This is a genomic window from Enterococcus raffinosus (assembly GCF_019175485.1).
Classification (GTDB): Bacteria; Bacillota; Bacilli; order Lactobacillales; family Enterococcaceae; genus Enterococcus_A; species Enterococcus_A raffinosus.
In genome coordinates, this window is sequence record NZ_CP072889.1 from 657,124 (window position 1) to 673,756 (window position 16,633).

The window sequence follows — 16,633 nt, forward strand, 5'->3', positions numbered from 1 at the left end:
GAGGACACAAGTATGGAAAACTCTACGTTCATCATGAAACTTAATGACCTACTAAGTCCAGTAGCAGCAAAAATTGGAAATCAGCGACACCTCAAAGCCATTTCTAGTGGGATGATGTTTGGACTGCCCTTCATCGTAATTGGCTCTTTTTTTCTAATTTTCGCCAATCCACCGATTAACATTGATCGCTACAATCCAGAAACAGCCAATTTCTTTATGAAATTTATGGCTGGATGGAAGGATTTTGCAGTCGCTAATTATGATTTGATCACTGCTCCATACAACTTGACCATGGGAATTATCGGACTGATCAGTGTCTTCGGTATTGCTTTTTCTCTTGCTAGTGAATACAAAATCAATCCATCCATGAATGGCATGGTCGCATCTGTCATTTTCCTAATGGTCTGCACACCCGTAATGGAAGGAACAATAAACTTAAATTATTTGGGAACAAACGGTCTTTTCGTAGCCATCCTAATCGGTCTATTAGTCGTTGAAGTGAACCGAGTGTTTGAAGTGAGAAATATCAAGCTAAAATTGCCAGATACCGTTCCACCTATGGTAGCCACTTTCATCAATACACTGGTTCCACTGTTGACAAACATCATTCTTTTTTACGGCATCAATCTGATCTTTTTACTAACAACCAAAAAGATTTTTCCAGAAACAGTGATGCAGATTTTGACTCCCGCTACAAATATCGCTGGGAGTCTTGGTGGGTTCTTATTGATCGTCACTTTGGGAAACATTCTATGGTTATTCGGCATCAATGGCTCGTCTATTATTTTTCCAATTGTCTTTACTTTAGGAATGGCGCAAACAGGTTTGAATGCCGAACAGATGGCGAATGGAGAAACAATGACTCACCTGATGAATCTGCAAATGTTCCGTATCTCTGTTTTAGGAGGCGCTGGTGGAACCCTTGGTCTAGTGCTTTTAATGATACGAAGCAAGGTTTCAGAATATCGAACAATTGGAAAACTTTCCCTTATTCCGGGGATCTGTTCGATCAATGAACCCGTTATTTTTGGGCTTCCGATTGTCTTCAATCCAATTTTGGCAATTCCATTTTTAATTACGCCGATAATTTCATTATTATTGACGTATTTTGCGCAGAGTGTCGGTCTGATTAGTGTGGGATTCATCGTTGATCCATCCTTCACGCCCTTTTTCGCACAAGCGTATCTTTCAAGTATGGACTGGCGTAATATCGTCTTTTGCTTCGTATTGATCCTTATAAGTGTTGTTATCTACTATCCGTTTTTCAAAGTAATGGAGAACAACAAGACGAAGCTAGTGGAAGAAGAACAATAAAAGCGAGCTACTAAAAAACAGTCAAGTAACGGTATCAATACCGTTGCTTGACTGTTTTTCATCTGTCATCTTTTCTGTATCTATCTCGCTATACTCTCCCTAAACTCTTCCCCCAAAGCGAGCAGATGCTCCTCCGAGAAATTCTGTGCCAAGCGATAGCCGACAAAGTATGGTGAGACGATAAAACGAGGGGTTATCTTGACGATGTATTTACCGTTCTTTTCAAACAGAAAAAGATTGTAGCTATCACAGCGTCCATGATGATAGGTGTTCAATATGTAATCAACTGTTTTTTGAATGAAATCAGCTAATTGAATAATGGCTTCAGGAGCTTCAGCATCCACTAGGATATTGATCTCTAAAAAGCCCATCACCGGCATGGTGGAAAAATTAATCTCGATATTCTTGTCTGAGAGAACAGAGATTCCTGTAAAGTTCCCAGAATGAATATTTTTCTCACCATCCATCTCCTTTAATCCGACGATTTGCATATGGGGATGCTTCAAGCTGCCGCCAGATAGAGGTCCATGATTTTTATAAAAGAGCACGGATTCGAATTGCGGATCGTTCTTCGTTTTTGTCCAGCAGTCGAAGGCGAAAGCAAATAATTCTCGATTTTGTTCCTTTGTATAGGTCGAGATGTCCTTATTATGATCGTTGCTCTCGATTATAATGGTTTGGAACGTGTCCTGTAAGGTCTGATATTTATTGAGAATCCATAGCATTTCCTTTTCCCTTTTCAGGATGTTCTCTTCTTCTGCATAATCGCAAAAGGGGCAGCCGATCTTTTCCGATCCATGATGCTGCGGTTTGCCATTGGCCGCTAACGGCAAGAAAACCAATGCTTGTTCCTCTTTTTTCTCTTTCATCGATAAGCAACTCCTTATAAACCTGTTTAATGGTTAGCATACCATTCTCTCTTTCCCATAATAGCATTTTTTGCCTTAGAATAATTCTCTTTCAGCGGTTCTAATTTAAGATTAGGGAAATCAAAAATGAAAATAGCCACCCGATAGGTGACTATGAAAAATTTTCTTTGTGTACTCTTTGATGTAGCTAAACTCAATGTTTTATATTCTTCTCTATTTCCGAAGCAACATGCATTTTCAATTGTTCAAAATCATCCTTCTCAAAAGTAGCGATAGAAACAAGTAGCTCTACCCCGTCTTTGATACCCAATTGCAGCTCAACATTGTTCTTTTGGAGAAAAATATCGACAACCATTAGCGCTGTTCGTTTATTGGCATTGTGAAACGGATGCTTCTTTACTAGATTGATCATTAAAATAGCCGCTTTTTCAGCGATTGTTGGGTATAATTCTTTGCTAAACACTTCCTGCTTAGGTTGATTCACAGTCCTTTCAAGAGCATTGAAGTCCCTTACTCCTAATTGTTCTTGTGGGGAATATTGCGTAATTTGAAAGGTGTTTATTATTGAAACTTCACTGGCAGTCAGATAGTGAAACATTATTTATCTACCAGTTCCTTATAGAGTTCATTATGTTTTTGGAAAGATTTTGCGATCATCATTTCTAATTGTAATTGATCCGCAGATTTTTCCTCTTTCTTCGTAAAAGCTTCTTTTAGTTTTTCCTCATCAATGTAAACAATGTCAGACTCAGAAACGTTGATACTCTCTAAAAACTCTTTAGATAGTGTTACAACCATGGAATTTCCTACTCTTCTAATTTTTCTCTCTTGGATTTTCATCTTTTTAGCGCTCCTCTCCTACAATGTATATCCGTGTATATACACTGTATCACATTACTTCCTATGTGAAAAATTTCGTAGTAAGAATCGTTCCCCCCCTCTGCACAATACGAAACAACCACTAGCTTTGCTGCTTTTCTATTGTTTTCATTTAAAATGAAGAGTTAGGCATTCGTCTTTATTTGATGAGCTGTAAGAAACGATTTTCCCAAATATTTTCGTAAAAAGAAATGGTATCTGAAGCAGAAAGGAACTCATTGTCATAGGTCGTCGAAGCGTTTTTCAGCATGGTTAACTGGTAGCCTAAGCCATGGGCGAATTTTATCGTGGTATCTACGCAATACTGGGTTTGAGCACCACAGATTTCTAGACTGCCAATATGCCGTTTTTGTAATACCTCCTGCAGTTTAGTGTGATAAAACGAGTTAGCATGTGTCTTTTGAATATAGGTATCCTCTTCCTCCGCATCCAGTTCATCTACGATCGCCCATGCCTCTGAATGTGGAACTAGCTCTTCATCACAGTGTTGAATAAAGAGGATCGGTTTGTTTTGTCCTCGATAAAGCTGGATGCGTTGATTCACTAGCGCAATGATTTCTTCAAAGTGATCGATCTTCACCTGGTCAAAGCAAACACCCTTTTGTAAATCAATGATCAGTAATGCGTCAGATAGTTTTTCCATCATTATTCCCCCAGCCGTTTTTTACTTTAACATACTTAAAAAATGAGACTACGCCGCAAACAGACGATTGTTTCAAAGCATATTGGATTTTTCCTTTTTTTCTACTTAGTACAGTATAGCCTAGGCCGTGAAAGATTGATCCCCTTATGCATCTCTGATTGAAATTGAATTTTCTCGCGGTTACTTTTATACTGAAAACACGTCATAACAACATCTGAAAGGAATCCGATGAAAAATTACCGTTTTGGCTTCTCTTTGCTTGGAATATTCGCTGTTTGTTTGGTCATGGCTCCTAATTTACTCTCTCTATTATCTCCTCCTCCATCAAATGTACTGGATAGCAATGAAGCCAAATGCTGGCTCTGGAACCTGCTTGAGAACATTGGCCGCTTTGGGCTGATGATCTCCTTATTTGTCATAGTGAATCGGTGTCCCCCACGGAAAAATCTCGTCTTAGATAGCTGTGCCTTGATTGCGCTGATCAGTTATTTTGTCCTATGGGGCTTTTATTTTGCCGGTACTTTCAATGGGCTGCTGTTGACGGGCATGGCGGTTTTTCCATCTATCTTTTTTTTATTGGTCTCATGGAAGCTAAGAAATTCATTGGCAGTCTCTTTTTCACTGCTCTTTTCTGTCACCCATGTCCTAATAGCAAATCATTTCCTTGTGTGACAGACTTCTTCATTTTTTCACCCTCCAATGGAATAAAAATTGATAGATGATCCAAGAAAAATCTTTGTACTACAGGAAATAGCCTGATATGGCTGGTGTTTGACTACGGACCTCCTATTGCTCTTATCATAGGAAAAATCATTTCTGTTCTCACCAGCAAAAAAATCTATCCTAAAAAGATTTTTTTATCTCTTAGGATAGATTGTGTGTTTAGAATTCTATGTGAGTAAACCATGTTTCATTCCAAATCCTTTGCCTTTCTACGGCTGCTCAGCCATAAGATACTCGTTGTGCCAACAAGGAGCACCCCAAGACTCGCCAGCCCCAGATCGACCGCCATGCCGGTGGCTGGATACTTGCTGGTGGTTGTTTGAGCATTTGCCTTAGGTTTGGTTGCATTCACAGGAACCATCCCACTCGTTTTTTTGCGCGGAGTCAAGCCTTGTATGGCCTTTTTCAGATCAATCAAGGCCGCAGTGACTTTTTCCTCGTCGTGAGGGGTGTTTGTCAGAACTTCTTCGGCCTTCTGCAGCGCTTTTTGGTAGGCCTCCCAGCTCGCCTCGGTATAAGTCTCTTTGTCACGCAGCTTTTCCTTCTCCTCTTTCACCAGCTTTTCCAGCTCTGGTGCTGCTTCTGCCGGAATGGTAAGCGTCAGATCCACGGACTGATCCTGCCCATAGACCCTTGGCGAGAACGAGGTAGGGACCATCAGACACAGCAGGAACAATGACAGAGCCTGCAATATTTTCTTCATCGTATTCCCTCCTCGTTTACTCAAATGAGCTGGTAAAGATGATTTTTCCTTGATATTTTCCCGCTTTGGCTTTTGCCCAGTCTTCTGAAGTGATGTTGACCTTTAAGGGGATTTCTTTGCCGCTATTCGCCTCTGCATCTGTCCATGTATCCTGTGTCCATTCAGCATTCTCACCATTCTTAAGTGAAAAGGGAATGACCTGTGACTTGTATGTCAATAGTGTCTTAGCAGCGGTGACCTTTACTTTTTGACCAGCAGCTAGATTCCCCTGAACCTTCAATGTGCCCAGCTCCGTCACTTCTTGCTTGTATTGGATATTTTTGGTTGTCGCCGGAATCGTCAAGGTATACTCCGAAGGGATCTCCACGGTTAGTTCCGTGCTTTGCTCTTCTGCTAAAGCAACGATCGGAAATAGGGCCAAGCTGCTAAGTAACAGTGCTATTCTTCGCTTTTTCATTAGATTCCCTCCTACTTGATCTCTGCTGTAAAGTTGAGTTGTGCCTTGTAGGTTCCCGCCTGTTTGTTTCCTGCAAGCTGTTCGAAGCTGATCTTTTCTTCCTTACCACTATCCGATGTGCCAGCTACCTGAAGTATTGAACTTCCTTTGAGAATTGTGCTTCCGTTAATCGTCATTTTTGTGGTTAATTTATTGGTACCTGAATCTTGACTCAGTGTCACTTTACCTTCATCGTCCATTGCTGTATTTGTCAATGATAAGCCGATATCCAGCTTTTTTCCTGGGGCGATATCATGTTTACTCGTCCCGATCACCCATTCTCTATCAGTATCTGTTAAGGTTTTTGCTGGGATAGATAAGGAATAGGTGCTTGCTACGTCATAGGTTACGGTCGCATCTTCTGCCTGAACTGTCGCACCAAATCCAACGGCGATGATCGCTAACAGTGTTGCTCCAATTATTTTTTTCATTCTTCGTTCACTCCTTTTTTAAAATACTTCTAGGGTTACTTTTATTTCAGAGCCGTTGAGGGGCTCATGATTTTCTAAACTAAAACACTCGTACTTGACCATCGCCTCTTCATAGCTTCCCGCAGCTATTGTTTTATCTAATGTAAGCTCGTAAATGGCTTTGCCAGGCGCTAATAGTTTGGATTCCCATAATTTCGTCTCGGGGTCTTGCCACACAGAAATCTTGAAATAGCAGGTATTGTTCTCCGGATTGTGGAAGTTGACGGTTTGCTCCAAGCTATCTGCTTTCAGCTGAAGCTTTTCATAGCCAGGAATGTCGATGGTAGGAGAAGGTTTTTGTGCCGCCTTCCGTTCGCCTGTCCAATCTTCTGCTGATTCGACGTCTGTCAGCTGTGCCTCTAAGGGCTCACCGAACCAGTTTTGCCAATTCATCCCAATGAAAATGCCCGCAACAATTAGAAAGAGTACGCCAGCAAGTTGTCCGATTTTTTTCTTTGTCATATATGATCGTCCTCCTTAATTGCTAAAGCCTGCTTCAAAGGTCAAGATGCCGCGGTAATTACCTGCACGAATCGGCTCTCCATCAATAGACGAAATCGGGGCAGCGAAGGTAATTTGATTTTCATTCTTTTCTGAACCTGCTTCCATCCTCAACTCATTCCATGCGACTTTGGTACGAATACTCTTGCTTGCATCCGTGGTATCCGTTAATGTCAAATACTTCTCATTATCTAAGGAACCTACTTTAAGCTTCGCTGTGACTTGACGGGTGTACCCTGGCACTTGATAAAAGTCATTTTTCAGTTCAACTGACGCTGTTTTATCACTAGCCTCTAGTTCGACTGTCTGAGGTATGGTTAAGGTATAGGTCGATGCTGCAAGAAACTGATCGGTTTTCCACTCAATATAGGATTCTTTCTCTCCGACCTTCACCACGTGTTTGTTTTCTGGCAGGTAGAGGTAGAAGGACTCATCTCCATCGTGTTTGCCGCTGACATTAAAGTCTTTATTCATAGCGGTAACCGTCTGATTCGATTGATAGTTCGTGCCATCAGCTTTATAGGGGTGAACAGGACCGCTGCCATCTGTCGGTGCAGGATTGATATTGTTTTTGGTCGCCTTAACACTGCCGCCGTTGATGGTGACCGAGCCGCCAGAGACACCGTACCCGCTGCCGATATCTGAACTAGAATTCCCAGTTGATTGAACTGTACCTCCGCTTATGGTTACTTTACCGCTTCCACCATTGCCGCCTATGCCCGCTCCCCTATATTCACCGATTGCGGTTACATAGCCGCCACTTATGGTTACTTCACCGTTTCCACCATCGCCGCCGCCTATGCCCGCTCCACCAGTTCCACCTGTTGCTGTTACATGACCTCCATTTATGGTTACTTCGCCGCTTCCACCAGCTCCGCCGCCTATACCTGCTCCAAACATCCCGTTACATCGCGCGGTTAACTTCCCAGCATACCCATCATAACTGCCAGAATCACTTGTAATCACCAGCGAATTTTCCGAAGTATTGTTGTTTTGCAGCCCCGCGTAGTTATGCATACTAGTCAATTCGTTCTCACCAATCAAGTCGACAGTCGCGGAAGCGCCGGGATTAATTAAGAAGGGGGCGGCGTTACTGGATGACCTAATTTTCACGCCGTTTAGCTTCACCGTGACGTTGGTTCCTGTGACTTCGATCCGGTCAGAAGTGGTTTTACTTTCGGGGATTTTCATACTGACGGTGTAAATTTGACCATCGCCGCCTAGCTTCAGTACATTACTTTCATAAGTAACACTCGTTGAGTTGTCTATAAGAAAATCGCCGTACGTTCTTTCTGTAAAGGTCTGTGTGCCGACATCCCATTCGATGTCCCATGTTTTGGTTTGCTGGTCGCTTTGCATCGAAAGGGTGTGGTCTTCCTTGGTTAGATAGAGATAGTACTGATCATCTGTAGGCTCGTGTTTGCCACCAATATTAAAATCAATCCCGTCCACTTTCAGCGTAGGCTGCGGGTCAAAGGAGACTGGATTCTTAAACTTGTAGCAAGCCACTTCTTCACCATCAGTATTTTTCGGTGGGTTACTGAAATCAGTAACCGCGTTATTGGACGTCTTGATACTGCCGCCGTTGATGGTGACCGAGCCGCCAGTGGCACCGAACCCGCTGCCGATATCTGAACTATAATTCCCCCCAGTTGATTGAACTGTCCCGCCACTTATGGTTATTTCGCCACTTCCACTAGATCCGCCGCCTATACCTGCTCCAGAATCTCCTCCAGTTGCGGTTACATGACCGCCATTTATGGTTACTTCACCTCTTCCACCAGATCCGCCGCCTATCCCCGCCCCAAAATCTCCACCGGTTGCGGTTACATGACCGCCATTTATAATTACTTTACCGCTTCCACCATCGCCGCCGCCTATACCTGCTCCAAGCATCCCGTCACATCTCGCGGTTAACTTCCCAGCATATCCATCATAACTGCCAGAATCACTTGTAATCACCAGCGAATTTTCCGAAGTATTGTTGTTCTGCAGCCCCGCGTAGTCACTCGCACTAATCAATTCGTTCTCACCAATCAAGTCGACAGTCGCGGAAGCGCCGGGATTAATTAAGAAGGGGGCGTTACTAGATGACTTAATTTTCACGCCATTTAGCTTCACCGTGACGTTGGTTCCTGTGACTTCGATCCGATCGGTGGTAGTCGTTTGTCCAGAGTTATTCATCCTGACGGTGTATAGTGCATTTGTCCCACTCAGTTCCAAAGTATTCCCTTGATAGGTAATTCCACTAGATTCTCCATCTACTAGAAAATCTCTTGTTTGGATAAATTTTGGACTTTTACTTTCTATTTCTGGTTGTTCTTCCGACACCTCCCTTTGTTCTGCGACAGTCGTTTCTGATTCTTCAGTTTCTACTGTATTGGACTCCTCCGTATCCATTCTATCGCTAGATTGGGAAGTGAAACTCTCTGATACTACTTCCTGACTAAAACTTGTCACCGGTTCTTTCGAAGCTATTTTTTGAAATGACTCACTTGACTCCACAGGAACCGTCTCAGTCTCTGCTAAACCTATGGCAGTTGAAAAAAGACTCCCAGCAGAAAGCATGACCGTCGCAGCAACTCCTATCACCTTTAATTTGTTTTGCACCCTCATATTTTGTGACCTCCTTTCGTAATAACCTACTCAAATCAATTATAACAAACAATTCACTCACTAAAATATTTTCTTTTATCATTGGCATTAAAACAACAATGTTTTAAAACCCAATAATTTGATTATCTCTTTAAAATAATGGATTTTAAATACTTCATAATAGGTATATACATGCAAATAAATAGAAATCAAATTTTCTAATATTTATTATCAAAAAGGAACTACCCTTTATTGATAGATGAGATTTTCCCTCAACATAAGCTTCATAAACGTTTTTCTTTCATTAGTCTCGCCGATTACACATCATTTTCCTCACAACGAAAAAGCGAGCCTTCAAATCCTCTCAAGTGATAAGCAGACTGGCAGGTAAACGTAAAAGAACCCTCGAAAATCAAAAAAATGATTATCGAGGGTTCTTCTTTTTTCATATGACTCATCACTATTTCTATCCAGAAGACACTGCCTGATGGTCATGACTGCTGAGACTTAGGATACATGTGATAAAACTTCTTGTTCAAATGATAGCCTTTTCCCCAGACTGTCTCAATAGTATCTGATGGAAAGCCTTTATTCATGAGTTTCTGGCGTAGAGCTTTCGTTAAAACAGAAAGCTGCGCCAAATTGGATCGTGTAGATTCGACGCCCCAGATAGACTGACAAAGCTCTTTTCGTGAGACGAGAGAAGAATCTGCTTCATACAATGTTAAAAAGTATTTTTTTTGATTCTTAGTGAAATCCATGATGAGCCCTTCAAACGTTTCTTTAGATAGATAGTCACTAGGTTCAGCAGTACTCATAACCGTGCACTCACTGATCAATTCCCTTAAAGTATCTATTCCAATCTCTCGTGATATCCAGCGATCGATTTCCAATGCTTTTTCCGCATCTTTTTCTTTATTCAAGGGCTCACATACGTATTTCCGAAAAATTACAGCGCGTCGTTCCTTTAATTTCGGGACGATCACTTCTAATTCTTTATTCGATAAGGATTCACTAAGGATAATCAGTTGGTAAAAAGAAATGTTCCATGGATCTTCTTCGTGCAAAAGCATGTCAAACATTGTTTTTGAGACAAATACTTCGTAATTAAACTTCTGTAGATTTTGTTGTATGGATTGTTCATTTAAAATATTATGAGTCAATAATAGTATTCGAATTTTTTATCACCTCACAGAATCTCCTCTAGTATTCGAATTTGATTTTGTATATCAAAAAATAAGTAAACAGCTAAAACTACACATACAACAACAACTATCAGTAATGACAAATCTAAAAGATAGTACATTTTAGAGCGTTTCCGTGCCTGTATTTGTTTCATATCTCTGAATATGAAATAGAAAAAAACAATTAAGCTGATCATGCCTATTATTGTTAAAATGATCATCCAACTATAGCGTCCCAATCTTGTCATCCTTTCAGGAATGGTGAGAAAAACACTCTCACCATTCCTAATTTATAAAAAGAAAAAATACTCCTTGTGGGAAATAGAGAATAACTACTAAGGTTCATTTACCATTAACCATTCTATCTTCCCTTCGTAAAACGCGCCTTTTTGAGCCACGTTTCCCGGAATAGACAGCTTGACAGACTCAAAGCCAATCGTTGTTCTAAATTTCCCTTGCCCTGCAGCAATACTCGTCGACTTCCATAATTGAGTCGTCGTATCATTGGCAGGGAGGCTCGCCGTTGGTTCAGACAATCCTTCAAAATCTTGAGTTATCGGCTGCCAATTCATACCATCTGTTGTGTGCTGCAACTGTTTCTCGAAGGAAAGCTGTGCGCCTGTTAGTTCTTGATTACTCCCATCCTGTGTTTGTAATGAAGCGACGCGAGCCGCAAAAGACCAGTTGGAATTTATTCCTACATTTTCCATCTTTATTCCAAAATCAGCGGTTCCTTGAGCAGTTGACAATCCCGTGGCTATCACGTTTGAACTGACCGATTGAACACCGAAGTTAAAGGTCGGTGTTTCTGAAATATAAAAACCCGCCTGTCGTTGATTGGTAGTAAATGCTCGTGTAGGGGTTTGTTCAGACTCGCCTCCCTGATTAACAACACTGCACTTCACATGATACGATTGTCCGGCGATCAAGTTCTTGATTTTCACAGTTGCTTTTTTATTCGTTGTATCAAAATCATACATATCGATTGATGGAGAACTCGACTGAGTGCTGATTTCAGAAAAATCAACACCATTGGTGCTTAAATACACCTTTACCTTACTTGGATGGGCTGCAGGTTGATCTGGATGATCGCCCGCGGCTTGATAATCCACTGAAAATTCAGCGGTCGCCCCATTTTCCGCCACAGGTGTATTTAATGTAGGCGTACTTAAACTGGAGACAGTATTTTTCGTGTAAAAATATTCGTTTGCGGCACCTGTTGGTTGCCCTATCGGTCCAACAACAGTCCCTTCGAAGTTTTTGAGTTGCACCCACCCTCTGTAACGAGTTCCAGGAGTCAAGCCGTTCACCATCGTGGCAGCGTACGTTCCGTTTGTTGTGGTGGTGTGTTGTAGATTATTCACCCGTGCGGTCCAGTCTTTGTCATTGGTTCCGTTATTATAGGATTCAGTAAAAATGACCCCATCATTTGATGTTTGTGAAATATCTCCACTGTAAGTCCCTTGCTTCAATTGAATACTTGTGGCTGTGGCAGTCGCTTGATCGAAAACAGGTGGTGAGATTTGTAGAGCGATCCCGTATGTTCGAATGGATACAACACTAGAATACTCAGACCATTGATTGCTATCATTTTTCACACGATACTGTACTTCATACGTAGTATTTGCTTCCATATGTCCGAGTGTGAATTCAACCCGTTTACTTGTCGAATTAATAGTCAGCGAAGTAACAGTAATGGGCGAGCCAACTGTTCCTATTGCTTTTACACTTTTCCAAGACGTGTAATTAGTATCTTGGGAAGAACGTATACGAATATCTACACCTTTTTGACCATCATAACCATCAGTAACCCCCGATTCTTTCGGGTGCGCTTGCCCTTGCGAGTAGTCGGATACTTTATAGACTCCGACCATTGATGCGCTGGCACTTGATGCTGTTTGTGCCGGTGTATAGGTGACATTGGTAACACCATCCACTTCATTTTTTGTATAAAAGTAGGAATAGGTATTATTGTTCAAGCGCCAAGATTCTTGCCACACATTATCAGTATCACGAATAAATATGTGGGAACGATACTGAGTTCCTGGCATCAATTCATCGGGTAATGTATAGCCACCAGCAGCATATTTCCCACTGCCGTACGGTATTTCATGATGCACACTACCTCCGCGTACGCTAACCCATGCACCAGCATCGTTTTTCACATGCATTCCTTGCTGCCCATTAGTTGCTCCACCATATATATCACCATTATAGCTTCCTTCATTCAAAATCATTTTTTTTGCTGAAGTCGTATAGCTAAAGGTCGGATTAGATATATAAGTTAACGGGACCCCTTTTGTCGTAAACTCACGAGAAGTTGAATAACCTGACCACACATTACTGGCATTTCGCACACGATAGCGCACATAATACTTCGTTTTAGAGTTGAGCTTTGATAGGGTGAAGCTCACACTTTTATTTACAGTATCAAAGACTCTGTTTGTAATTGCTGGCGTGGTATCCGCTGTAATTGTTGTCCAAGTCGAATTGTTGGTACTGATCTGAATATCCGTTGATGTTGGATGAGCAGCTACGTTCCCTACATTATAAGTAGCGCTCACTTGAGCTGTTGCATTGTTCGCAGCCGTTGGCGTATTCAGGGTTGGAACTGCGGGCTGATTGACTGTATTTGCGGTATAAAAATACGCACTCCATGCTGAATATCTCCACGTTCCGCCATAATCCTTGATGGCAACTCTACCTTTATACCTTGTTCCAGCAACTAAGTTAGGTACTGTTACATTGTGATAGGTTCCTCCTCGAGAAACAGTGTGCGTTAAATTCGTCACCTTATCCTGAACCGTCGCTCCATCATCAGAAGTTACTTGCACTTTTCCTTGCCCACTCGTTTGGAAAATATCTCCCGTATAGGTCGTTCCCGTCATATAAATGGCATTATGGGTGGCTGTTGTCTGCGTGAATGTCGGGGTTCCAATAGATAATGTCATTGCTCCCGTGGTAAATTCCCGAGCAGTTGAATAGCCTGACCACACATTACTGGCATTTCGAACACGATAGCGCACATAATACTTTGTTCTAGCATTGAGCTTTGACAGGGTAAAACTTACACTTTTGCTACTAGTATTAAAAACTCTGTTCGTAATTGCTGGGGTTGTATCCGCTGTAATTGTTGTCCAAGTCGAGTTATTAGTACTGATCTGAATATCCGTCGATGTAGGATGTGCTGCCACATCTCCAACATTATAGGTAGCACTCACTTGTGCTGTTGCGTTATTTGCTGCACTTGGTGTATTCAGCGTTGGAGCTGCAGGTTGATTCACTGTATTAGCAGTGTAAAAATACCCGCTCCATGGAGAATAACGCCATGTTCCTTCATAGTCTTTTATCGCCGTTCTTCCCTTATATCGTGTTCCTGCAGTTAATCCCGACACAGTAGCACTGTTGTAGGTTCCCCCTTGAGAAATTGTATGACCTAAGTTTGTCACCTTATCTTGAACGGTTGTTCCATCGTTTGAAGTTACCTGCACTTTCCCTTGTCCACTCGTTTGGAAAATATCTCCAGTGTAGTTCTTTCCAACCATTGGAATCGTGTTGTGCGTCGCACTTGCTTGTGTAAAAGTCGGAGCAGCGATAGATAACGCCGCTGCAGAATCCGTAGTGAAAACATACGGTGTCCTGATGTATTTTTCCAGAATAGTAGACGTTCCTTGTGGATGATACCATCCGATGTTTATCTCACTGGATGGAACTGAAAAAAGCCAAACATAATACGTTGTTTTTGGTTTAAGATTTGTCATTTTCCCCGACCCAAATGTAACAGAACCATCATCCCAACTCTTATTAAACGGTACAACTACATTAGTGCCGTCTGCCTTCAATTCTGTCCACAATGCTTTTGACAATTGTGAAGCACTAGATACATTGGCACAAAGCTTGATGATACGATTTGGATCTGTACTCCAAACAGCATAGCGTGTATATGCTGGACTGGAGTACAATTGATACTTGAGTTCAATAGATGCTTCTTTGGCTTTTATACCATGTATTTTTACATAAGTACTTATCTTGCCGCCTGTACCTGCCGAACCATTATATACAACATCAGCTACTGCTCTTGGAGTTATTTCTCCTTGTGTTCGAGTCGGGTGCTCATTTTGAGCTGTCGATTGTGTTTGCAGCTTCTCTTCATAGATTTCTGTGTTTTTTTCAGAAGCTTCCGTTATATCTGTTTTAAAAAGAATGTGCCCTTTATGAATAGTTCTTACTACAGATTGTTCTTCGTTGGGTACCTCTATCTCATAATCTACAATCAATCGGTAATCCTGTTCTTCTAAAATATCTTTAAGTTCAAAGATAAAATTAGACTCGTTCAGTATATGGTCCGTACTCTCTTTGAATACCGTTACTTCTTGCCAACCAGTATCTTTCGTTTTGGTCTGCAAAGCTACTTTTTCTAGGATTGTTGTTGACTCATCGGAGGATTCAGAGCTTCGTTGAATTTCTCCACTTAGCCCTTTCTGATCTATTTCTGCTTGGACAAACGGTTGTGAACCATTTTCTTCATCTTTTTTTGATAAATCCCGCTCATCATAGTTTTTCTCTGCATAAATCTCTTGCTCCTGCGCTTCGACAATTGGTTCTTCCTCAGAATCTGCTGTTTCGTTTGGCGCTCCCAGCACATCACTAGACATAGTCGTCAGCGTATTAGTAGAGGCTTCTGTTTGACTCTGGGAGTTCTGTGTCCCCTGTGAAACGGCTATACTAATCGCCGGATGAATCACCGTACTAGATAAAAAGCCTACGAACATAAAAAATGAAACCCATTTTTTATTCACATCCATCCCTCCTTCTTCGTTCATAATTGCCAATGAAGAAAAAGAGCAAAGTAAATAGGAATGTTGTCCATCCTAGACAAGACAGAACACTATTATATTCTTCCCCAGTGGTGGGCAATCTTCGCTGACCTGAATAGGCTAAAAAAGATTCATCTCTCTTTTTTTCTCTTGTATGTTTAATCAATGGTAGATCAGTCGTTGACTCACCCTCTCTCTCTCTTTCTTGACTAGAAAAAGTGATTGTCATCGTTGTACTAGTGGCACAAGACTTTATAGGGTCTATAAAAAGAACGAGGCTAATTATTATCCCAATGAAGAAAGAAATTGCCATTCTCTTTTTTTTCATCTCTTCACCTTCTTTTTGAGATTTTTTAAGGTACATTCCATTTTTTACTCCGCACATAAAGGCAACCTATCAAGATAATGCTAACCACTCCTATCAAAATAGTGACAAGCGGTACCCATTCCGGGAAGGTAATCGTAAAGCTCGCTTCCTCGTTGATCTTTTTCGCTTGCTTTTCTCCAATAGTAAAGTCTTTTTTCCATTCCCATGTATTTGTCCCTGACTGTGCACGCACTTGGAGAGTATATGTGCCGCTTTTGATCGGATCAATCCCCCAATTCGTTGAAAAATCAAATTGAGAATTTGGTGCCATTCGCATATTATTGGCTGTTCTCTTCTTAATTACCTCACGGCTGCCCTTTTTGTATAATTTGGTCTCAATCATTAAATCTTTCAATACTTTTGGTTCAGGATTTTGCATTCGAGCTTGGATCACCCGCTTCCCCTGATGCACTGTGGAACGGACTTTTAAGAGGTTCAAGGAAGAGCCATCGTCATAAACTTCTGAGTCTTCCGTAAGCAGTAATCCGATACGATATCCAAACGTAGAACTCAGTCCTTCTTTTTCTTCTGACGAATCAGCTTTCATGATGCAAATCGTTCCCCCTTTAACCCCTGAAAATTTTTCATGGGGAGGATTAACGCTAATTGTTACAATTTTCTCTTCGTAATTTTTGACGGTTACCTTTTTCTCGGAAACGGATGTTAATTCTTCGACAGAATCTGTCAAAGTGGCATCTCTTTCATAGTCATCACTATCGTAATCAATTGAACCGTTTTGATTGGTATACGCATTTTTTACATAGATACTGACAGTTGCTGGCGCGACGTTTGTACTCCTGATTTTTATCGATAGTTCTTGCGGCTGATTCGGTTCAACCTTAATAAAATAAAAGCCCTTTTGAGAATCGATTTGTGTAGCAGTTTGTACAGGCTCTACCGCAAAGCCTACATCATTTTCAGGTTGTGTTGCCTTTTCCCCCGAGCTCCCCGCTTCTTCTGCTAAACTCACAGTGCTGAATAGAAAACAACTGGAAACTATCAATAAACAACAAAAACTCTTTTTAACTAGAAATAAAAGATCTTTTATGAGAAGCTTTTTTTTCATTTAGTG

15 protein-coding genes are annotated in these 16,633 nt (G+C 41.4%); 2 read left to right on the plus strand and 13 right to left on the minus strand.

Features of this window, described 5'->3' with window-relative positions; all coding sequences use genetic code 11:
• The first annotated feature begins 12 nt into the window (after positions 1-12).
• The gene (locus tag J9537_RS17750) at positions 13-1,314 is read left to right on the plus strand and encodes a PTS sugar transporter subunit IIC (RefSeq protein ID WP_028020207.1); all 1,302 of its coding nucleotides are present in this window, start codon (positions 13-15) and stop codon (positions 1,312-1,314) included.
• Between the two features lie 80 nt (positions 1,315-1,394).
• Here J9537_RS17750 and J9537_RS17755 read toward each other — a convergent pair whose 3' ends face one another.
• The 4 genes from J9537_RS17755 to J9537_RS17770 form a co-directional block, all read right to left on the minus strand.
• On the minus strand, positions 1,395-2,183 hold the full coding sequence (locus J9537_RS17755) for a DUF4931 domain-containing protein (RefSeq protein WP_028020206.1): 789 nt from the start codon (positions 2,181-2,183) through the stop codon (positions 1,395-1,397).
• A 193-nt stretch (positions 2,184-2,376) separates the two neighbouring features.
• Positions 2,377-2,781: a type II toxin-antitoxin system death-on-curing family toxin gene (locus J9537_RS17760; protein WP_028020205.1), complete on the minus strand. Its 405-nt coding sequence runs from the start codon at positions 2,779-2,781 to the stop codon at positions 2,377-2,379.
• A complete protein-coding gene (locus J9537_RS17765; protein ID WP_028020204.1) occupies positions 2,781-3,023 on the minus strand; it encodes an AbrB/MazE/SpoVT family DNA-binding domain-containing protein in 243 nt (80 codons plus the stop codon). The genes J9537_RS17760 and J9537_RS17765 overlap by 1 nt, the downstream gene beginning before the upstream one ends.
• Positions 3,024-3,201: 178 nt before the next feature.
• Positions 3,202-3,705 carry a cysteine hydrolase family protein gene (locus tag J9537_RS17770; RefSeq protein WP_028020203.1) on the minus strand — a complete coding sequence of 168 codons (504 nt, stop codon included), beginning with the start codon at positions 3,703-3,705 and terminating at the stop codon, positions 3,202-3,204.
• A 228-nt stretch (positions 3,706-3,933) separates the two neighbouring features.
• Between J9537_RS17770 and J9537_RS17775 the strand changes: the two genes are divergently transcribed.
• Positions 3,934-4,377 carry a hypothetical protein gene (locus J9537_RS17775; protein WP_028020202.1) on the plus strand — a complete coding sequence of 148 codons (444 nt, stop codon included), beginning with the start codon at positions 3,934-3,936 and terminating at the stop codon, positions 4,375-4,377.
• Positions 4,378-4,615: 238 nt separating this feature from the next.
• Here J9537_RS17775 and J9537_RS17780 read toward each other — a convergent pair whose 3' ends face one another.
• From J9537_RS17780 to J9537_RS17820, 9 genes are all read right to left on the minus strand, one after another.
• A complete protein-coding gene (locus tag J9537_RS17780; protein WP_028020201.1) occupies positions 4,616-5,131 on the minus strand; it encodes an FIVAR domain-containing protein in 516 nt (171 codons plus the stop codon).
• 16 nt (positions 5,132-5,147) lie between these two features.
• Complete coding sequence (locus tag J9537_RS17785) at positions 5,148-5,588, minus strand: hypothetical protein (protein ID WP_028020200.1); 441 nt, start codon at positions 5,586-5,588, stop codon at positions 5,148-5,150.
• An 11-nt stretch (positions 5,589-5,599) separates the two neighbouring features.
• Positions 5,600-6,058 carry a hypothetical protein gene (locus J9537_RS17790; RefSeq protein ID WP_028020199.1) on the minus strand — a complete coding sequence of 153 codons (459 nt, stop codon included), beginning with the start codon at positions 6,056-6,058 and terminating at the stop codon, positions 5,600-5,602.
• A gap of 18 nt (positions 6,059-6,076) precedes the next feature.
• Entirely contained in the window at positions 6,077-6,559 is a 483-nt protein-coding gene (locus J9537_RS17795; protein ID WP_028020198.1) for a hypothetical protein, read from the minus strand.
• Between the two features lie 15 nt (positions 6,560-6,574).
• On the minus strand, positions 6,575-9,214 hold the full coding sequence (locus J9537_RS17800) for a hypothetical protein (RefSeq protein WP_218257374.1): 2,640 nt from the start codon (positions 9,212-9,214) through the stop codon (positions 6,575-6,577).
• 470 nt (positions 9,215-9,684) lie between these two features.
• Entirely contained in the window at positions 9,685-10,356 is a 672-nt protein-coding gene (locus J9537_RS17805; RefSeq protein ID WP_245001323.1) for a winged helix-turn-helix domain-containing protein, read from the minus strand.
• Between the two features lie 356 nt (positions 10,357-10,712).
• The gene (locus J9537_RS17810; protein WP_028020195.1) at positions 10,713-15,176 is read right to left on the minus strand and encodes a WxL domain-containing protein; all 4,464 of its coding nucleotides are present in this window, start codon (positions 15,174-15,176) and stop codon (positions 10,713-10,715) included.
• Entirely contained in the window at positions 15,169-15,558 is a 390-nt protein-coding gene (locus J9537_RS17815; RefSeq protein WP_035019375.1) for a hypothetical protein, read from the minus strand. Before J9537_RS17815 ends, J9537_RS17810 begins: the two co-directional genes overlap by 8 nt.
• Complete coding sequence (locus J9537_RS17820; protein WP_028020193.1) at positions 15,548-16,627, minus strand: WxLIP family cell surface protein; 1,080 nt, start codon at positions 16,625-16,627, stop codon at positions 15,548-15,550. Before J9537_RS17820 ends, J9537_RS17815 begins: the two co-directional genes overlap by 11 nt.
• Positions 16,628-16,633: the final 6 nt, after the last annotated feature.